Here is a 19,228-nt window from a genome sequence, read left to right as displayed (position 1 = left end):
CGGTGGGCGCCCCCCTGATACACGCTGGTTTTGTGGCCCCCGCTCACTTTAGGGGGGGGCCCCCCCCCGCCGGGCCGGGGGGGCACGGGCCCCTCTCTCCTTGCTCCGCGCCGTCAGGCGCCCGGCGTCAGCTCCGCTCGAAGCGCGAACGAACCGGGAAGTACGCGCTCAGGAAGGCGCGCAGCACGCGGTCCTGCTCGTCGACCGGCACCGCCGCGTCCGCGGACTCGCCGATGCAGAAGACGTCGTGGCTCCGGGCGGCCAGCAGCCGGCTGAGCACCGAGTGGTGCTCGTAGTTGCCGACGTTGATGTAGCTGCAGGAGATCGCGGACGGCACCGAGTTACCCGTGAGGTAGCCGTAGTGGTGGTGCAGCGACGAGGTGATCGACAGGTCCGTGTTGGCGCGGAACGGATTGCGGGCGGTCGTCGAGATCTCCTCGGGGAACCGCTCGGCGATCTCCGCCAGCACGCTCCGGCGCAGCGGGTGCGGAGCGTGCAGGAAGCCGTGCGTGGCGACCCGCCCGAACGCCTGCTCCAGCAGGGCCCGGTTGTTCTTGGCCGCGGCGAAGTAGCCCTCGTCGTCCGGCGACGGGTCGCTCGGCGGGACGGCGGTCGGCGAGCGGAACAGCTTCGCCACGCCGTTGCTCAGGAAGAACGAGCCCGGCGAGAGCGGACGGCCGATGAACACGTCGTCGTTGAAGTAGAGGAAGTGCTCGGCCAGTCCGTCGATGCGGTGCAGCTGGCTCTCGATGGCGTGCGAGTTGAACGTGGGCAGCCACGACTGGTCCGGGAAGATGTCCCGGTGGGAGACCACCTTGATGCCGGGCTGGTCGGTGTCCAGCCAGTCCGGCTGCTGGTCGTCCGTCACCAGGTAGATGTTCCGCACCCACGGCGCGAACATCTGCAGCGACCGCAGGGAGTAGCGGAGTTCGTCGCGGTTGCGGAAGCGGACGTCACCGCTGTCGGCGTCGTCGACCGGCATGCCCAGTCCGCGACGGACGGAGTCGCGCCGCTCGCGCCACGCCGGGTCGGTGTCGTCGACCCACGTGTAGACCACGTCGATGGGGAAGTCGACTTCCCACATCAGCGGCTTGGTGAACTGGGCCAGTGTCGGGTAGGAGTGCTCGCCGATCTCCAGCTTGGCGGTGGGCTCGATGGAGGGCAGCCGCCGGCCGAGCAGCGTGGCGGAGCGCGGGCTGTTGCGCCAGCCGTCCTCGTCCTCGTCCCAGAACTCGATGGAGCAGCCGTACGCCGGGCCGTAGCGCAGCGTGCGGCTCTCGCTCGTCACCGGCTTGAAGATCTTCACGCCGGCGACGTCGCCGACACCGCCGAGCCGCTCCGCCAGGACCGCGCCCGGGGCGGTGCCCCGCGGGGTGATGAGCTCGCCGTACACGGGCTCGCCCTGCAGTCCGTCCGCCAGCGACTGGAGAGCACGGTCACGCTGCTCGACCGGAACGGCGAGCAGATACGCGATGCCGTCCTTGCGCACGAGGGTGAAGGGAACCCCGGCTTCCTCGAGCACCTTCGTGGTGATCTCCAGGTTGATCTTCGCCATCGTCGAGGCGTCGATGTCGTCCCGCTCCTCCGCGAGACGGCCCGCGGAGCGGATGATCGGCCGGTTCTGCGCCCTGCTCTGCGCCTGGATCAGTACCTCGCGCGCCTTCTGCTCGTCGGCGGAATTGGGGAGCAGGGACACGGGGGCCGCGACGCTGAAGCTCTTGGTGCCGCCCTGCGCCACGCGCAGCGCGGTGCGATCGGCGCGGGCGGTGAGGCGCTCGGGCGCGTCACGGCGGGCGACGAGGCGCTCGAAGAGCTCCTCCCACTGCGCGGTGATCTTCTCGCCGGAGAAGCGCTCGTTGACGCCGGCGCGCGCCGCCTTCCCGAAGGCGTGACGGGTGTCGTCGTCCTCCATCAGGCGGGACATGGCCGCGGCCAGCGAGTCGATGTCGCCGGACGGGACCAGGAGGCCGTCCACGTCGTGCCGGATGATCTCGGCGGGCCCGGTGACGATGTCGTACGCGACCACCGGAACGCCCGCGGCGAACACTTCGAGGAGAACCAGGGGGAACGCCTCGTTGCGCGACGGCAGCAGGCACAGGGACGCCTTGGCCCACTCCTCCTCCATCCGGTCGGAGCGCCCCATGAACTCGACCCGCGAGTGCAGGCCGAGCCCCTCGACCAGGCTGCGCAGGCGCACCTGCTGCGGGCCGTCGCCGAAGATGCGCAGGGTCCAGTCGGGGAGGTCGGCGTGGATCCGGTGGAACGCGTGGATGGCGTGGTCCAGCTGCTTCTCCGGGGTCATCCGGGCAGCCAGGACGATGGTCTTGCTCTCCAGGTCGGCGCGCGGACGGTAGCCGTCGGGCACCGCGTTCGGGATGACGGCGAGCTCGGGTGCGGCGTCCCGCAGCGAGTCGGCGAACCAGTCGTTGGTGCGCTCGGTGAGCGAGACGAGGGCGTCGATCCGCGGCCCGTACACGAGGAGGGGCTCACCGGAGACGCCGCGCAGCTGGGACGCGCGGTGCTCCTGGTGCACGGTGACGACACGGGCCGGGGCGAGCTCCGCGGCGGCGGCCATGAGCGCCGGCGTCGTCGTCACGAGGACGTCGGTGTCCAGGGAGGCCAGCGCCCTGGTCATCTCGATGTCGGAGAGCCGGTCGAAGGTGCCCTCCCAGGACGGCTTGATGATCTCGCTGGGAAGGGAGGCCAGCGTACGGCAGGCATCGGCGTCCAGGGCGGAGTCGCGCACCGGCCGCTCGACGGTGCCGGTCCGGTCCACGAGGTAACGCCGCTCGACCTTCTGGGCGGCCGCGAAGAACGGTGCTTCCCGCGTCTTGAAGACGCTGAGGACCTGGACGTCGTGCTTGGGCGCGAGATGGATCGCCTGGGTGTAGGCGGCCATCTCGGTGCCGCCCATCTCATCGCCCCAGGTGAGCAGAAACGTGATCTTCATGCGACTTCCTCTGTGCTTCGGGGCGCGTCTATGACATCGACACAGCTGACGACGAACGCTCCGGCCGCCGCGACATAGGCGTGCACCCGCATGAGGGAGCCATTGTCGAGCGCGATGATGCGGAAAGGGGTTCGGTAGACCTGCCGAGGGTGCCGGACGTCGGTCAACTTGCGGGCGATCCGGAGCCGCCCGGTGCCCATCCGCAGGTAAAGGTCCCAGGTCCGCGCCGTTCCGCGGGCGCCGCCCATTCCGTCGAGGGGGACGTCGAAGGTGAACCGGTCCCCCTGCCACTCGGGCGTGACCGAGACGGGCGGATGGTTGCTTCGACGCATCACCGCTTCCGCCTGTCCGGGCGCCTCGACCGGGGCGCCGATGAGGCGTCCGTGGACGGTGACCCGGTCCCAGCGCAGGTCGAACGAGGTGAGCTCGGCGTGCGGACGGGGGTCCCTGACCTTGAGCAGCGCGAACCCGTCCATGGAGCGGACGATGCGGAAGAGCGCCCCGCTCGTGGGCGAGGGCGAGTGCGGCAGGGTCGGCCCGTCCGAGATCTCGTGGCCGGAGGCCGCGGCGACCTTCACGCGCTGCGTCTGCCCACCGGGCTTCGTGATGACCACCTCGAGCCGCCAGAGGCCGCTGCTCAGCACGGGTCCGCGGCGGGCGGTCTCCGAACGGCCGCTGTGACGCAGGGACGTGGTCGCGGTGAGCAGGACCGTTCCGTCAGCCTGCGGTTCGAGCTCCAGGGGGATCTGCTCGCGGCTCGTGCGGTGCGACAGGACCAGCACGGCGGAGGCGACCTGCGGGGCGGGCACGGCGACGGCGAAGTTCAAGGTCCTGCCGCTGGAGACCGAGAAGTGAACGGGCCGGAGCATCGCGTGCGGCCGGAGGCCGCCGCCGATCGCCGGGACGGTATGGAGTTGCTCCACGCGGCGGCGCATTCGTACCGCGACTTGGCGGGCACGCTTGGCGGCACCCACCGCGTAGGGCAGCAGTGAGTCACTCACGGCGTTCCCGGCTTCCATTCAGATCTGATAGTCAGCCTCGCATGCTGCCAAGAAGGGGAATCTTCCGCAAGTTCGCCCACCATTAAGACACTTGTGTGACGCTAGTCACTCGAATCGTCGAAACCTAAATTCTCGTTTTCCCTCTTCTTCTCTGTGGCTTATCTCGCCCGGTCGCCGCAGAAGTGAAAGGGAAGACCTGGACATGCACCGCCGGACCACAACTCACCGTCCCGCGCCGTCGCGGCGTACCGTGCTGGCATCGCTGGCCGGCACCGTTGTCGCGGGCCTCGTGAGCGGCTGCACGGTCCACGATTCGTCCTTCGGCCCCACCGACCCGACAGACGGGGCGGGCACGGCGACCGCCACCAGCGCCCCGGTCCACCGGCTGGGGCCGGATCGGCGCAGCGGGTTCACGAACACCGTCCACCCGCGCGTGATGCAGATCGTGGCGCATCCGGACGACGACCTGTTCTTCATGAATCCCGGCGTGGTCCACACCCTGTCGAGCGGTGTGCCGGTGGTCTCGGTCTACGTCACGGACGGCGGTTCCTTCGGCGTGAACGTGATCCCGGGCATGCCGAAGCCGCCCGCGAACGTCCCGGCGTACGTCTCCTCCCGCCAGCAGGGCCTGCGGCAGGCGTACGCACAGATGCTCGGCGCTCCGCTGTTCACCAGCTGGGAACGCACGGCGATCCCCCTGCCGGGCGGTCGGGAGGCCGAAGTCAACCGGCTCGAACACCAGGGGAAGCGCGCGGACCTGATCTTCCTCAACCTCCGGATGCACGCGAAGGAACACGGGCATCCGATCAACATGTCCCGCCTGTGGGACACCCCCGGCGTCCACCTGCCGACTGAGCCCACCCCCGAATCGCCCGTTCCGGGAAAGTTCACCTACACCCACGACGAGCTCGTGGACACCCTCGTCTCGCTGCTCCGGCGCTACCGTCCCACCCTGGTGCGGACGCTCGACCCCGACCCCGACGCCCAGGTGCACAACCGGCAGAACCCGCGCGGAAGCGACCAGGTCGGCTACTCGGACCACCCGGACCACACCGCCGTGGCGCTCTTCACCTGGCGCGCGCTCGCCGCCTGGACCGACAGTGCCGCGCGCGGCACCGGAGTCCCCGTCTTCCAGACCGAGTCGTACCGCGGCTACTACAACCAGCGCTGGCCGTACAACCTGCCCCCCGAGACCGTCGCCCTCAAGGCCCGGTACCTCAGCGCCTACGGCGGTGCCCCCTCCTGGCAGTGCGGCAACGAGTCCGGCTGCGGCGACTACTCGATCGGCGGCGACCGGGTCCTGACCTCGAAGAAGGGGTGGGTGCGCAGCACCCACCAGCGCTACCCGAACGCCGGCCCCCAGGCCGTGGCCGGTGCCGACGGCGCCCTGGCGGTGTACGGCGTGCTCGGGACCCGGCTGGCGCGCTGGACCGAAACCCCCACGGGGGAGATGGGCACGCCCGAGGACCTGGGGGGCGGGCCGCTGGCCCCCGCGATCTCCGTGGTGACGCCCCCGGACGGCCGCGTGATGGTCTTCGCCCTGCGCTTCTCCCAGCTGGAGGGGAGCACGAAGCGCAATCTCCGCGAGATCGTCATGCTCCGGCAGCGGGTGCCGGGAGGCGGCTTCGAGTCCGGCTGGATGAGTCTCGGCAACCCCGAGGCACGGCCACGACGAGGTCGGCTGACCGGACCGCCGACCGCGGTCGTCGGCTCCGACGGCCGCGTCCACGTCTTCGTGCGCAACGGAGACAAGGGAGTCAGCACCCGCGTGCTCGACACGCGGAGCGGCACCTGGTCGCCCTGGCGCTCGCTGCCCGGCGGACGCGTCCAGGACGGCCTCACCGCCACGGTGGACGGCCGCGGGCTCATCCACCTCTTCGCCTCCTCGGCCCTATGGGTGGAGCACTGGGCCCAGCGCACCCCCACCGGCGACCTGCGCCGGGCCTCCAGGCGCTTCGTGGCCGAGCCCGGTGACGCCCCGGACGCCGTCACCACCCCGGACGGCTCCGTGCTGCTCGGCTACCGGACCGTGGCCAGCGACCACGTCATGATCGAGCGCCTGGCCGCGGGCCGGGCCAAGCGGTGGACGACGGTGGCGGACACCCCCGCACCCGGCTACGGCCGGGTCAGTCTGCTCGCCAAGCGGAAGGGCGGCGCGGACGAACTGTCCATGGCCGTTCCCGCCGCCGTCGGCGACGGCCTGGTGTACGACATCGCGAGGGGCGGGGTGACCGGCGTACGGGCCCGGGAGTCCGCCGGCACCGTAGGCGCCCCGGCGGGGGTGACCGCTGCCGGCGGCACCTCCGCGGTCGTCACCGTGGGGCTGGACGGCAGGCCGGTCGTGACCCGGCTGTGACACGCCGGGGCCTCGTGGCCACGGACACGAACGGCGCCCGGCAGAAGGGCCGGGCGGTACGCCGCCCGGCCCCGGAACGCATCGAACGCGTCTTTAGAACGGGTCGAACTCGTCGTACTCGCGCTGCGGGTCGAAGCGCTCCGCCTCGCGGTCGCGGCGGCGCTGCGCCGCCGGACGCGGGGCCTCCAGACGGTGGTCCTCACCGCGGCGGCCGAGCATCTCGGCGCCGGCCATCATGGTCGGCTCCCAGTCGAAGACGACCGCGTTGTCCTCGGAGCCGATCGCGACGCCGTCGCCCGCGCGGGCACCGGCCTTCATCAGCGCGTCCTCGACGCCGAGGCGGTTGAGGCGGTCGGCCAGGTAACCCACGGCCTCGTCGTTGTTGAAGTCGGTCTGGCGGACCCAGCGCTCCGGCTTCTCGCCGCGCACCCGGTAGACCTCTTCCTGCTCGTCGTAGATGACGGTGAAGCCCGCGTCGTCGACGGCCTTCGGGCGGATGACGATCCGGGTCGCCTCCTCCACCGGCTTGGCCGCGCGCGCCTCGGCGACGATGCCGGCGAGGGCGTAGGAGAGCTCCTTGAGACCCGTACGGGCCACGGCGGAGACCTCGAACACCTGGTAGCCGCGCTCCTCCAGGTCCGGACGGATCATGTCCGCGAGGTCCTGGCCGTCCGGGATGTCGATCTTGTTGAGGACGACGATCCGGGGCCGGTCCTCCAGGCCGCCGTACTGCTTGAGCTCCTCCTCGATGACGTCCAGGTCGGTGACCGGGTCGCGCTCGGACTCCAGGGTCGCCGTGTCGAGGACGTGGACGAGCACCGAGCAGCGCTCCACGTGGCGGAGGAACTCCAGGCCGAGGCCGCGGCCCTGGCTGGCGCCCGGGATCAGACCCGGCACGTCGGCGATCGTGTAGACGGTCGAGCCGGCCGTGACCACGCCCAGGTTCGGGACGAGCGTGGTGAAGGGGTAGTCCGCGATCTTCGGCTTGGCGGCCGAGAGGACGGAGATGAGCGAGGACTTGCCGGCGCTCGGGTAGCCCACCAGCGCCACGTCGGCGACGGTCTTGAGCTCCAGGACGATGTCCCGCGCCTCGCCGGGCTCGCCGAGGAGCGCGAAGCCGGGGGCCTTGCGGCGGGCCGAGGACAGCGCGGCGTTGCCGAGGCCGCCGCGGCCGCCCTGACCGGCGACGAAGGTGGTGCCCTGGCCGACCAGGTCGGCGAGGACGTTGCCCTTCTTGTCGAGGACGACGGTGCCGTCGGGCACGGTCAGGACGAGGTCCTGGCCGTCCTTGCCGGAGCGGTTGTCACCGGCACCGGGCTGACCGTTGGTCGCCTTGCGGTGCGGCGAGTGGTGGTACTCCAGGAGGGTGGTGACCGACTGGTCGACGACCAGGGTCACATCGCCGCCGCGGCCGCCGTTGCCCCCGTCGGGGCCGCCGAGGGGCTTGAACTTCTCCCGGTGGACGGAGGCGCAGCCGTGGCCTCCGTTACCCGCGGCGACGTGCAGCTCGACGCGGTCCACGAAGGTGGTCATGGGGGTGCCTCCAGGTATTTACGTGCGGAATGTCTATCTAGTAACACGCGAAAGGCGGACCCGCTTCCCGTACGGGAAGTGAGGTCCGCCTCCGCAAAGTGTTCCGATCAGGCGACCGGAACGATGTTCACGACCTTGCGGCCACGGTGGGTGCCGAACTGCACCGAACCGGCCTGCAGGGCGAACAGCGTGTCGTCGCCGCCACGGCCGACGCCCGCGCCCGGGTGGAAGTGCGTGCCGCGCTGGCGGACCAGGATCTCACCCGCGTTGACGACCTGACCGCCGAAGCGCTTCACGCCGAGCCGCTGGGCATTGGAGTCGCGCCCGTTCCGGGTGGACGATGCGCCCTTCTTGTGTGCCATGTCTCAGTCCCTCTTACTTCGCAGCCGCGGGGATACCGGTGACCTTGATCGCCGTGTACTGCTGACGGTGACCCTGGCGACGGCGGTAGCCGGTCTTGTTCTTGTAGCGCAGGATGTCGATCTTGGCGCCCTTGTGGTGGTCCACGACCTCGGCCGTGACCTTGATGCCGGCCAGGACCCACGGGTCGCTGGTCACGGCGTCGCCGTCGACAACGAGCAGGGTCGAGAGCTCGACCGTGTCGCCAACCTTGGCAGTGGAAATCTTGTCAACCTCAACGATGTCGCCGACAGCAACCTTGTGCTGGCGACCACCGCTGCGCACGATGGCGTACACGCGGATCTCTCTCTCACTCGGGATCGAAACCTCTGAAGCCAGCCGCCCACACGGGCCCGGGGGCCCGCGGCGATCCGGAATCGGACGAGCGGCCTCTCCCGGCGAGCGGGAGGGAGGTGCTCAGAGGCGCGGCATGTCGATCAGACACGCCGACGGTCTAGGTTACGGGCGGCTGCCACAGAGGGTCAAATTCGCCCGAGCGGGTGCGGGCCGCCCCGTGGAGGGACGGCCCGCACCCGGTGGATCAGTCCTGGGCCGGAGCCGCGGTCTTCTCCGCCGCCTTCTTGGCCGTGGCCTTCTTGGCGGTGGTCTTCTTCGCCGCGGTCTTCTTGGTCGCCGCCGTCTTCTTGGTGGCGGCCTTCTTGGCCGTGGTCTTCTTCGCCGCGGTCTTGCGCGCCGCCGTCTTCTTGACGGGGGCGGGCTCGGCCTCGGTCTCGGCGGGGGCCTCGGCGGGGGCCGTGGTCACCACGACGACGGCCGCCTCCTCGGCGCCCGCGGGCGAACCGGCGGGAGCGGTGGCCTTGCGGACCACCCGACGACGGGCGCGCGGCGCGGCGGCGGGAGCCTCCTCGACGACGGGCTCGACGACGGCCTCGACCACCGGCTCCGGCGCCACGACGGGCTCCGGCTCCGGGGCGGTCTCGGCGACGGCGACCGGCTCGGCGACGACCTCGGCGACCGTCTCCGTGGTGGAGACGACCGGGGAGGTCACCCGGCGGGTGGCACGACGACGGCCGCGCGGGGCCGGCGCGGGGGCCTCCTCGACGACGGGCTCGACGACGGCCTCGGCCACCGGCTCGGCGACGGGCTCGGCCACCGGCTCCACGACCGGCTCGGGCTCGGCGACGGGCGCCGGCTCGAAGTCGACGGCCTCGGTCTCCACGACCGCCGGGGCGACCGGCGTCGAGACGACCGGGGCGGACACCCGACGGGTGGCGCGGCGACGGCCACGACCGCGCGTGGCGGCGGCCTCCGCCTCGGCGACGGAGCCGTACAGCTCCTCGTCCGGGGCGATCGGCACCGGCACGGCCACCGGGGCGGCCAGCTCCGCGGCGACCTCGGCCTCGGTCTCGACCTCGGTCTCCGCCGTCTCCACGGCCTCGGCGTGCTCGTGCTCGTGGACGTGCTCGCCGCCGCGGCCGCGCTTCTTGGAGCGCTTGCCGCCGCCACCGCCACCGGCGGTGGCCGGCTGCTCCATGTGCACGATGACACCACGGCCGTTGCAGTGGACGCAGGTCTCGGAGAAGGACTCCAGGAGGCCCTGGCCGACCCGCTTGCGGGTCATCTGGACCAGGCCGAGCGAGGTGACCTCGGCCACCTGGTGCTTGGTCCGGTCACGGCCCAGGCACTCCAGGAGGCGGCGCAGCACCAGGTCGCGGTTGGACTCCAGGACCATGTCGATGAAGTCGATGACGACGATGCCGCCGAGGTCGCGCAGGCGCAGCTGGCGGACGATCTCCTCGGCCGCTTCGAGGTTGTTCCTCGTCACGGTCTCTTCGAGGTTGCCGCCCTGGCCGGTGAACTTGCCGGTGTTGACGTCGACGACGACCATCGCCTCGGTCTTGTCGATCACCAGCGAGCCGCCGGACGGCAGCCAGACCTTGCGGTCGAGCGCCTTCATGAGCTGCTCGTCGATCCGGTACGTCGCGAAGACGTCGACCTCGCTGGTCCACTTGGACAGGCGGTCGGCCAGGTCGGGCGCGACGTGCGAGACGTACCCGTGGATGGTCTCCCACGCGTCGTCGCCGCTGACGATGACCTTCGAGAAGTCCTCGTTGAAGATGTCGCGGACGACCCGGACGGTCATGTCCGGCTCGCCGTAGAGCAGGCTCGGCGCGGACGTCGAGATCTGCGCGGCCTTCTTCTGGATGTCGGCCCACTGCGCCTGGAGGCGCTCGACGTCGCGGCGCAGCTCGTCCTCGCTCGCGCCCTCGGCGGCGGTGCGCACGATGACGCCCGCGTCCTCGGGGACGATCTTCTTGAGGATGGTCTTCAGGCGGGCGCGCTCGGTGTCCGGGAGCTTGCGGCTGATGCCGGTCATCGAGCCCTCGGGGACGTACACGAGGTAGCGGCCCGGGAGGGAGACCTGGCTGGTCAGACGCGCGCCCTTGTGGCCGATCGGGTCCTTCGTGACCTGCACGAGGACCGACTGGCCGGACTTGAGGGCGGACTCGATGCGGCGCGGCCCGTTGGCCATGCCGAGCGCCTCGAAGTTGACCTCGCCGGCGTACAGGACGGCGTTGCGGCCCTTGCCGATGTCGACGAAGGCGGCCTCCATGGACGGCAGCACGTTCTGGACCTTGCCCAGGTAGACGTTGCCGACGTACGAGGTGGCCTGCTCCTTGTTGACGTAGTGCTCGACGAGCACGTTGTCTTCCAGGACGCCGATCTGGGTGCGCTCGCCGTTCTGGCGGACGACCATGACGCGCTCGACGGCCTCGCGGCGGGCGAGGAACTCGGCCTCGGTGATGATCGGGACGCGACGGCGGCCCTGCTCGCGGCCTTCGCGGCGGCGCTGCTTCTTGGCCTCCAGGCGGGTCGAGCCCTTGATGGACTGGACCTCGTCGGACGGCTCGGCCTTCTCGCGGGCCGGGCGGGGCTCGCGGACCTTGACGACCGTGCGGACGCCGTCCTCGTCGCCCGCCTCGACCTCGGCGGAGGCGTCCCCGCTGCGACGGCGGCGACGGCGGCGGCGACGGGAGCTGCTGGAGCCGCCGACGTAGGCCTCGGCCTCCTCCGACTCCTCCTCGGCCTCCTCGGCCTCCTCGGTCTCGTCCTCGGCGTGCGGCTCCTCGCCCTCCTCGGTCTCCTCGACCTCGGCGAGCTCGCCGCGACGACGGCGACGGCCGCCACGGCGGCGACGGCGGGACGGGCGGTCCTCGTACTCGTCCGCCTCCTCGGCCTCCTCGACCTCGTCGGCGGCGGCCTCGACCTCGGGCTCGTCGGCGACGGTGGCCGGGACGGGCTCGACGGCGACGGGCTCGCCGCGGCGACGGCGGCGACGGCGGGAGCCGGTCTCGCGCTCGGCGGTCTCCTCCACGGCCTCGACCGTCTCGACGGCCTCGACGGCCTCGACGGCCTCGACCGTCTCTTCCTCCTCCGCCTCCTCGGCCACGGCGGCGGCCGCGGCGAAGGCGGCCGTCTCCGGGGTCTGGAACATCGGCTCGGCGAAGACCGGGGCCTGGAAGACGGCGACGGCGGGGCGCGCGGCGCGGCGCGGCTCGCGGGTCGGGGCCGGCTCGGAGGTGAACTGCGGCGAGGTGACGCGGCGGCGGCCGCGGCCACGGGTGGCGGCGGTCTCGGCGGCGGCGACCTCGGCCTCGTCGGCGGCGATCTGCTCGACGGTGGACGTCGGCAGCGACTCGCCGGCGGGGGCGGCCTCGGTGGTCACCTCGGGCGAGGTGGCCTTGCGGGTGGCGCGACGGCGGGTGCGCGGCGCGGGCGCGGCCTCCTCCACGGCCGGGGCCTCGGCGACCGGGGCCTCGGCGACCGGCTCGGCGGCCACGGGCTCCGTGGTCTCCTCGGCGGCGGCCGGGGAGGTCACCGGCGAGGTGGCCTTGCGGGTGGCACGGCGGCGGGTGCGCGGCGCGGGCGCGGCCTCCTCCACGGCCGGGGCCTCGGCGACCGGCTCGGCGGCCACGGGCTCCGCGGCCTCCTCGGCGGCGGCCGGGGAGGTCACCGGCGAGGTGGCCTTGCGGGTGGCACGGCGGCGCGGGCGGGCGGGGGCGGCCTCGGGGGCCTCCTCGACGGCCTCGGCCGCGGGGGCCTCGACGACCGGCTCCACGACCGGCTCGGCCGCGGTCTCCACGGCGGGCGCGGTGGCCTTGCGGGTGGCGCGGCGGCGGGTCCGCGGCGCGGGGGCGGCCTCGGCCTCGACCGGGGCGGCCTCCACGGCCGGGGTCTCGGCGGCGGCCGGGGTCTCCGCGGTGGCGCCCGTCACCGGCGGACCGGCGGGGCGGGAAGCGGCGCGGCGCCTGCGGCGCGGCGGCAGCTTGTCACCGGGGGCGTTGGTGTCTTCGTTGGACTCGAGCATGCGGGCGGTTCTCCCGTCACGCTCCCGGGCGCCGCGTCTGGTTCCGGTCCGGCGGCACGGTCGCGCCTGTGGCGCGGTGCCGCCGTCCGGGGCGCGGGCGCCGCACGGGAGCTGTATGTCTGGCTCGCCGGTTCCGTACGCCCTGTGCGGACGGCCTGGCGAAAGTCTCCTGGTCAGTGCGCTGCCCGACCCAGGTGGCTCCCGAGTACCAGGGCGGCGCTACGACGACCGCTCCCTACGCGGTACCGGTACCCGGCGCCGTCGCTGAGGCGGCTGCAGCTGCCTCGCGGTCGGGCGCGAGCGGGTCGGTCACCGTGCCGGACTCCTCGTCGAAGAGCCCCTGCGCCAGCCTGGTCACCGCAGCGGGGACCGGCGGCGCCAGGTCGGCCACAGCTCGGAGACCGGACAGGACGTCGTCGGGTCGTACGGCAGGCGTCACGTGCCGAACAACCAGCCGCAGTATCGCACAGGCGCTGTCCAGCGGCCTATCACCCTGGGGATCGCCCTGGGGACGGGCCGCCGTCAGCTCGGTGACGGCGGAACGGGCGTCGAAGGTGCGGACTCCGTTCTTGGTCTTGCGCTGTACTTCCACCGTCTCGGCGGCGAGAAACGTCTCGACGGCCTTCTCGGCCTCCTCGACGGCGACGCCCTCCAGGCGCAGCTCCCACACGGAGGCGGTGAGCCGGTCGGCGAGACCCGAGGTACGGGCCTCGACGGCGTCGGTGATGTCGAGGCCGGCGGGGAGGGAGTCGTCGAGCAGGACCCGCAGGGTCTCCGGGTCGCGCGCCTCGGTGAGCGCGATCTCCAGGTACTCGGCCTCGGAGCCCGTGCCCGTCGGGGCGGCGTTGGCGTACGACACCTTGGGGTGCGGGGTGAAGCCCGCCGAGTACGCCATGGGCACCTCGGCACGGCGCAGCGCACGCTCGAAGGCGCGCTGGAAGTCACGGTGGCTGGTGAACCGGAGGCGGCCGCGCTTGGTGTAGCGCAGTCGGATGCGCTGCACCGCCGGTGCGGGCGGCGGGCCTTCGGGCTGTCGCTTGCCCAGTGGTTCTTCTCCTCGGTGCGGGGCGGGCGCGGGTGGCGCTCCGCCCGGAAGTTCAGGGGACGTCCCCTGGGCGGCCCGCCCGGATCACCCCCGCGTCCTGCGGGGAGATCTCGGGGGCGGGCGGCGCTCCGGGGACGTTCGGTTGTACTACCCAGAGTACGCGCCCGGGCAGGCCCCCGTTCCCCGGGCTCGGTCAGCGGGGTCCGCCGAAGAGGGCGAGACGCGCCTCCCGGACCGCGGCGCGGACGGCCCGCGCGGCGGAGGCGACGGGCGCCCACACCCAGGTGCGCAGCCAGTGGCCGACGGGCGTGAGGATCGCCCGGTACGCCCAGGCGAGAGGGCGTCCGATCGCGTTCCACAGCACCCAGCCGATCACCCGGCCGACGGCCCGCGAGATCCGTCCGGCGATGTCCCAGGCCCAGGCGAGCGCGGTGCCGATCGCCCGGGCGACGGGCGCGAGCACGTACCGCCAGAGCCAGGTCAGCGGAGTGACGACCAGCAGGTCGACGACCCACCACAGGCCCTTGAGGACGGGAAGCAGGACCCAGCGCCAGAGCCAGGTCAGCGGGGTGACGACCAGCAGGTCGATCAGCCACCAGAGGGCCTTGCCCACCGGGGCGAGCACCCACTCCCACAGGAACCGCAGCGGGATCACGATCAGGTGGTGGATCAGCCATCCGAGGGCCCGGCCGACCGGGGCGAGGATCCAGCGCCACAGCTGTTTCAGGCAGAAGGCGAGGGCGTCCCAGAGCAGCCGGAGGGGCAGGACGACCACGAGGGCGACGGCGCGCGCCACCCCCGTGAGACAGCCCGGGTTTTCCGTGTTCATGCTCAGAACGACGTGACGGCCCGGCGGAGGGTTTCCCCTCCACCGAGCCGTCACGCAAGCGTTACGCCTACTTGACCACCGTCAGCGGCAGCAGCTTCTTGCCGGTGGGGCCGATCTGGATGTGCGTGTCCATCTGCGGGCAGACGCCGCAGTCGAAGCACGGGGTCCAGCGGCAGTCGTCGACCTCGGTCTCGTCGAGGGCGTCCTGCCAGTCCTCCCAGAGCCAGTCCTTGTCGAGGCCCGAGTCCAGGTGGTCCCAGGGCAGGACCTCCTCGTAGGTGCGCTCGCGGGTGGTGTACCAGGCGACGTCCACGCCGACCTCGGGGAGGGTCTTCTCCGCGCAGGCCATCCAGCGGTCGTACGAGAAGTGCTCGCGCCAGCCGTCGAAGCGGCCGCCGTCCTCGTACACGGCGCGGATGACCGCGCCGAGGCGGCGGTCGCCGCGGGAGAGGAGGCCCTCGACGATGCCGGGCTTGCCGTCGTGGTAGCGGAAGCCGATCGAGCGGCCGTACTTCTTGTCGCCGCGGATCTTGTCGCGGAGCTTGCGCAGGCGCTCGTCCGTCTCCTCGGCCGACAGCTGCGGGGCCCACTGGAAGGGGGTGTGCGGCTTGGGGACGAAGCCGCCGATGGAGACGGTGCAGCGGATGTCGTTCTGGCCGGAGACCTCGCGGCCCTTGGCGATGACGTTGATCGCCATGTCGGCGATCTGGAGGACGTCCTCGTCGGTCTCCGTCGGCAGGCCGCACATGAAGTACAGCTTCACCTGGCGCCAGCCGTTGCCGTACGCGGTGGCGACGGTCCGGATGAGGTCCTCTTCCGAGACCATCTTGTTGATGACCTTGCGCATGCGCTCGGAGCCGCCCTCGGGGGCGAAGGTGAGGCCCGAACGGCGGCCGTTCCTCGTGAGCTCGTTCGCCAGGTCGACGTTGAACGCGTCGACGCGGGTGGACGGGAGGGACAGACCGACCTTGTCCTCCTCGTACCGGTCGGCCAGGCCCTTCGCGATGTCGGCGATCTCCGTGTGGTCCGCCGAGGACAGCGAGAGGAGGCCGACCTCCTCGAAGCCCGTCGCCTTGAGACCCTTCTCGACCATCTCGCCGATGCCGGTGATGCTTCGCTCCCGCACGGGGCGCGTGATCATGCCGGCCTGGCAGAAGCGGCAGCCGCGGGTGCAGCCGCGGAAGATCTCGACGGACATGCGCTCGTGGACGGTCTCCGCGAGCGGGACGAGGGGCTGCTTGGGGTACGGCCACTCGTCGAGGTCCATGACGGTGTGCTTCGACACGCGCCACGGCACGCCCGAGCGGTTGGGGACGACGCGGCCGATGCGGCCGTCCGGCAGGTACTCGACGTCGTAGAACGCCGGGATGTAGACGGCGCCCGTCTTCGCGAGGCGGAGGAGGACCTCCTCGCGGCCGCCCGGCCGGCCCTCGGCCTTCCAGGCGCGGATGATCTCGGTCATGTCGAGGACGGCCTGCTCGCCGTCGCCGATGATCGCCGCGTCGATGAAGTCCGCGATCGGCTCGGGGTTGAAGGCCGCGTGGCCGCCGGCGAGCACGATCGGGTGGTCGACCGTCCGGTCCTTCGACTCCAGCGGGATGCCCGCCAGGTCCAGGGCCGTGAGCATGTTCGTGTAGCCGAGCTCCGTGGAGAAGCTCAGGCCGAAGACGTCGAACGCGCCGACGGGGCGGTGGCTGTCGACCGTGAACTGCGGCACGTTGTGCTCGCGCATCAGCTCTTCGAGGTCCGGCCACACGCTGTAGGTGCGCTCGGCGAGGACGCCCTCGCGCTCGTTCAGCACCTCGTAGAGGATCATGACGCCCTGGTTGGGCAGACCGACCTCGTACGCGTCCGGGTACATCAGCGCCCAGCGGACGTCGGCGGACTCCCACGGCTTGACCGTGGAGTTCAGCTCTCCACCGACGTACTGAATCGGCTTCTGCACGTGCGGGAGCAGAGCTTCGAGCTGCGGGAAGACAGACTCGGCAGCAGACATCTCGAACCTTCGTGAGCTGGCAGGGGGGCGACTCTCAAGCGTACCCCGGTGCTCAGTGCCTCAGTGCCGCCCGGATTCCCGGGGCCGAGGCCCGCGCCCACACCCCGGGCAGTTCCCGCTCCCCGTCCGCGGCGCCCGCCTCCTCGCGGCCGTGGAGAAGTCCCCAGGTGAAGGCGGACTCGCCGGCCGCGTCGGCCTGGATCGCCAGCTCCCTCAGGGTCGCGCGGGCGACCACCGCGTCCTGGTGTTCGCCGAGGAGGCTCTGGACGGCCTTCACGCGCTTGGCGAGCTTCTTCGCGGGCTTCCCGAGGGCGGGGCGGGCCGCGTCGGCGGCGTACCGGGCGCGCTTGGCGGCCTTGCGGGCCGCGTGGAGGGCGAGGTCCCGCTCCTGACCGGGGTCGAGGGCGAGGGCGTGGTCGACGCGCCCGGCGAGGCGGTCGTGGTCCTTGAGGACGGCGCGGGCGAGGACCTCGCGGGCGTCGCGCCCGGCGGCCTTGCGCAGGGGCGGGTCGGTGAGCAGCGCGTCGAGCGCTTCGAGCAGGGCCAGGTGGCGGGCGGAGTCCAGGGCGTCGAGGACCCTGCGGCGGGCGTCGCGGCCACGGGCGGCGGTCCAGATCCGCAGCCGGGCCCTGACCGGGCCGAGGCGGAGGGTCTTGGGGACCTCGTCGAGCGCGGCGCGCAGCCGCGCGCTGAGGACCTCGTGGTCACGGGCGGCGCCGAGCTCGCCGGCGAGCCACTTCAGCTCCTCGCCGAGGGGGTCGGTGGCGTCCCGGTCGAGGACGGCGCGGTACGTCTTGAAGGCACTGCGCAGCCTCCGGCACGCCACCCGCATCTGGTGCACGGCGTCGGGCAGGTCGCGGCGCACGGCGGGGTCGAGCGCGACGATCGCCTCGGCCTGTTCGCGTACGTAGGCGAGCACGGCGGCTCCGGCGGTGCCGGGTTTTCCGGGGGTGGCCGGCGGGCGGGGCTCCGCGCCCGTCTCCGCCAGGGCCCTGGCCAGTTTCGACGGGGCCTCCGAGGGGAGGATGCCCGCCTTCTTGAGGCGTTTCCCGATCGCGTCGAGGATCGTCTCGTCGTCGATGCCGTCCGCGAGTTCGACCTCGATCTCGGTCCAGGAGGCCTCTCCCCCGTCCGGGAGGCGTTCCGCGTGGACCGTGTCCACGGAGAGTTCCGCGAGGAGGGTGCCGTCCGCGGTGAGGAGGTGGCGGACGTCGCGGGAGGAGCGGAGGCGGACGGCCGGGACGACCTCCGCGTCCCGGACCCGGGAGCGCAGGAGCCCCGCCAGCGCATCCGGCAGGGTGTCGCTCAGCGGGGCTCTGATCTCGTCGCGGATGCCCACGGCGACGGGGAACTTCACGTGCCAGCCGGCGTCGCTCCCGCCGGTGCGGCGGCGGAGGGTGAGCCCGGCGGCCGCCAGCCGGAGGTCGGGGGTGTCGTAGTAGACGGCGTCGAGCTCCATGACGCCGCGGTCCACGACGGACGAGACCCCGGGGACCCGGGTGAGGTCCGGAAGCCCCGTGTCCCCGGTGGCTTCGTACTTCCGCTCGATCTCGCGTTTCGTCTCCGCCATACCTCGAATCTAGCCGTCGTCACGCCGTCATGGGCCGCTGCACCCTGATCGACTGGAGCAGTCCGATCGCCACCCATACGGCGAACATCGACGAGCCGCCGTAGGAGACGAACGGCAGGGGCAGGCCGGCGACGGGCATGATGCCGAGGGTCATGCCGATGTTCTCGAAGGACTGGAAGGCGAACCAGGCGATGATCCCGGCGGCGACGATCGTGCCGTAGAGCTCGGTGGTCTCGCGGGCGATCCGGCAGGCGCGCCAGAGGATGACGCCGAGGAGGACGAGGATCAGGCCGGCGCCGACGAAGCCGAGTTCCTCGCCGGCCACGGTGAAGACGAAGTCGGTCTGCTGTTCGGGGACGAACTGGCCGGTGGTCTGCGAGCCCTTGAAGAGGCCGGCGCCGAGGAGGCCGCCGGAGCCGATGGCGATGCGGGCCTGGTTGGTGTTGTAGCCGACGCCGGCGGGGTCGAGGTCGGGGTTGGCGAAGGCCGCGAAGCGGTTGATCTGGTACTCGTCGAGCATGCCGAGCGCGGTGACGAGGACCGCGCCGAGGACGCCGGCGCCGATGAGGCCGAGGACCCAGCGGTTGGAGGCGCCGGAGGCGAGGAGCACGCCGAGCACGATGACGATCATGACCATGACCGAGCCGAGGTCGGGCATCAGCATGACGATGCCCATGGGGAGGGCGGCCAGGGCGAGGGCCTTGGCGACGGTGCGGTGGTCGGGGTGGAGCTGGTCGCCGGCGTCGACCTTGGCGGCGAGGAGCATCGCCATGACCAGGATGATCGTGATCTTCACGAACTCGCTGGGCTGGAGGGAGAAGCCGCCGCCGACGACGATCCACGCGTGGGCGCCGTTGATGGTGGCGCCGAGCGGGGTGAGGACGGCGAGGATCAGCACGATCGAGAGGCCGTAGAGGATCGGCACCGCGCCGCGCAGGGTGCGGTGGCCGAGCCAGATCGTGCCGATCATCAGGGCGAGGCCGATGCCGGTGTTGAGCACGTGCCGGAAGAGGAAGTAGTACGGGTCGCCGTTGTTGAGCTCGGTGCGGCCGCGGGTGGCGGACCAGACGAGCAGGGAGCCGATCCCGGAGAGGGCGAGCGCCGACAGCAGGATGGGCCAGTCGAGCCGGCGGAGCACCGAGTCGCGGGCGGCCAGCTTGGCGAGGGTGCCGCGCTCGGGTGCGTACCGGGAGACGGAGAAGCCGTGGGGCGCGGTCAT

12 protein-coding genes are annotated in these 19,228 nt (G+C 72.1%); 1 reads left to right on the top strand and 11 read right to left on the bottom strand.

From position 1 onward, the window contains the following. Positions 1-127: 127 nt before the first annotated feature. Together ACFYUS_RS11455 and ACFYUS_RS11450 are read right to left on the bottom strand one after the other, a co-directional pair. Positions 128-2,950: a stealth conserved region 3 domain-containing protein gene (locus tag ACFYUS_RS11455; protein ID WP_388848701.1), complete on the bottom strand. Its 2,823-nt coding sequence runs from the start codon at positions 2,948-2,950 to the stop codon at positions 128-130. Continuing rightward, complete coding sequence (locus ACFYUS_RS11450; protein WP_388848698.1) at positions 2,947-3,951, bottom strand: hypothetical protein; 1,005 nt, start codon at positions 3,949-3,951, stop codon at positions 2,947-2,949. The genes ACFYUS_RS11455 and ACFYUS_RS11450 overlap by 4 nt, the downstream gene beginning before the upstream one ends. Before the next feature lie 289 nt (positions 3,952-4,240). Here ACFYUS_RS11450 and ACFYUS_RS11445 point away from each other — a divergent pair, with 289 nt between their 5' ends. Next, entirely contained in the window at positions 4,241-6,307 is a 2,067-nt protein-coding gene (locus tag ACFYUS_RS11445) for a PIG-L family deacetylase (RefSeq protein ID WP_388848695.1), read from the top strand. 93 nt (positions 6,308-6,400) lie between these two features. On the opposite strand, the gene obgE is transcribed toward ACFYUS_RS11445, so the two are convergent. The 9 genes from obgE to rodA form a co-directional block, all read right to left on the bottom strand. After that, positions 6,401-7,840, bottom strand: a complete 1,440-nt coding sequence (gene obgE / locus ACFYUS_RS11440) for a GTPase ObgE (protein ID WP_388848692.1) — start codon at positions 7,838-7,840, stop codon at positions 6,401-6,403. Between the two features lie 107 nt (positions 7,841-7,947). Next, positions 7,948-8,202, bottom strand: a complete 255-nt coding sequence (gene rpmA / locus ACFYUS_RS11435; protein ID WP_010041940.1) for a 50S ribosomal protein L27 — start codon at positions 8,200-8,202, stop codon at positions 7,948-7,950. Between the two features lie 13 nt (positions 8,203-8,215). After that, the gene (gene rplU / locus ACFYUS_RS11430; protein WP_015033583.1) at positions 8,216-8,536 is read right to left on the bottom strand and encodes a 50S ribosomal protein L21; all 321 of its coding nucleotides are present in this window, start codon (positions 8,534-8,536) and stop codon (positions 8,216-8,218) included. 244 nt (positions 8,537-8,780) lie between these two features. Beyond that, on the bottom strand, positions 8,781-12,569 hold the full coding sequence (locus tag ACFYUS_RS11425) for a ribonuclease E/G (protein ID WP_388848689.1): 3,789 nt from the start codon (positions 12,567-12,569) through the stop codon (positions 8,781-8,783). Positions 12,570-12,804: 235 nt separating this feature from the next. Beyond that, a complete protein-coding gene (locus ACFYUS_RS11420) occupies positions 12,805-13,572 on the bottom strand; it encodes a TIGR03936 family radical SAM-associated protein (protein WP_388848686.1) in 768 nt (255 codons plus the stop codon). A 235-nt stretch (positions 13,573-13,807) separates the two neighbouring features. Further along, entirely contained in the window at positions 13,808-14,443 is a 636-nt protein-coding gene (locus ACFYUS_RS11415) for a hypothetical protein (protein WP_388848683.1), read from the bottom strand. A gap of 67 nt (positions 14,444-14,510) precedes the next feature. Continuing rightward, complete coding sequence (locus tag ACFYUS_RS11410; RefSeq protein WP_388848680.1) at positions 14,511-16,439, bottom strand: TIGR03960 family B12-binding radical SAM protein; 1,929 nt, start codon at positions 16,437-16,439, stop codon at positions 14,511-14,513. 52 nt (positions 16,440-16,491) lie between these two features. Further along, the gene (locus tag ACFYUS_RS11405) at positions 16,492-18,009 is read right to left on the bottom strand and encodes a CHAD domain-containing protein (RefSeq protein ID WP_388848677.1); all 1,518 of its coding nucleotides are present in this window, start codon (positions 18,007-18,009) and stop codon (positions 16,492-16,494) included. Positions 18,010-18,028: 19 nt separating this feature from the next. Continuing rightward, positions 18,029-19,228 (bottom strand): rod shape-determining protein RodA, encoded by a 1,200-nt coding sequence (gene rodA, locus ACFYUS_RS11400; protein WP_388848674.1) that lies wholly within the window; start codon positions 19,226-19,228, stop codon positions 18,029-18,031.

It is taken from the genome of Streptomyces sp. NPDC004284, from assembly GCF_042874035.1.
Taxonomy (GTDB): domain Bacteria; phylum Actinomycetota; class Actinomycetes; order Streptomycetales; family Streptomycetaceae; genus Streptomyces.
The sequence above is the reverse complement of the archived record's forward strand: the minus strand, read 5'-3'. Positions and strand labels throughout refer to the sequence as shown.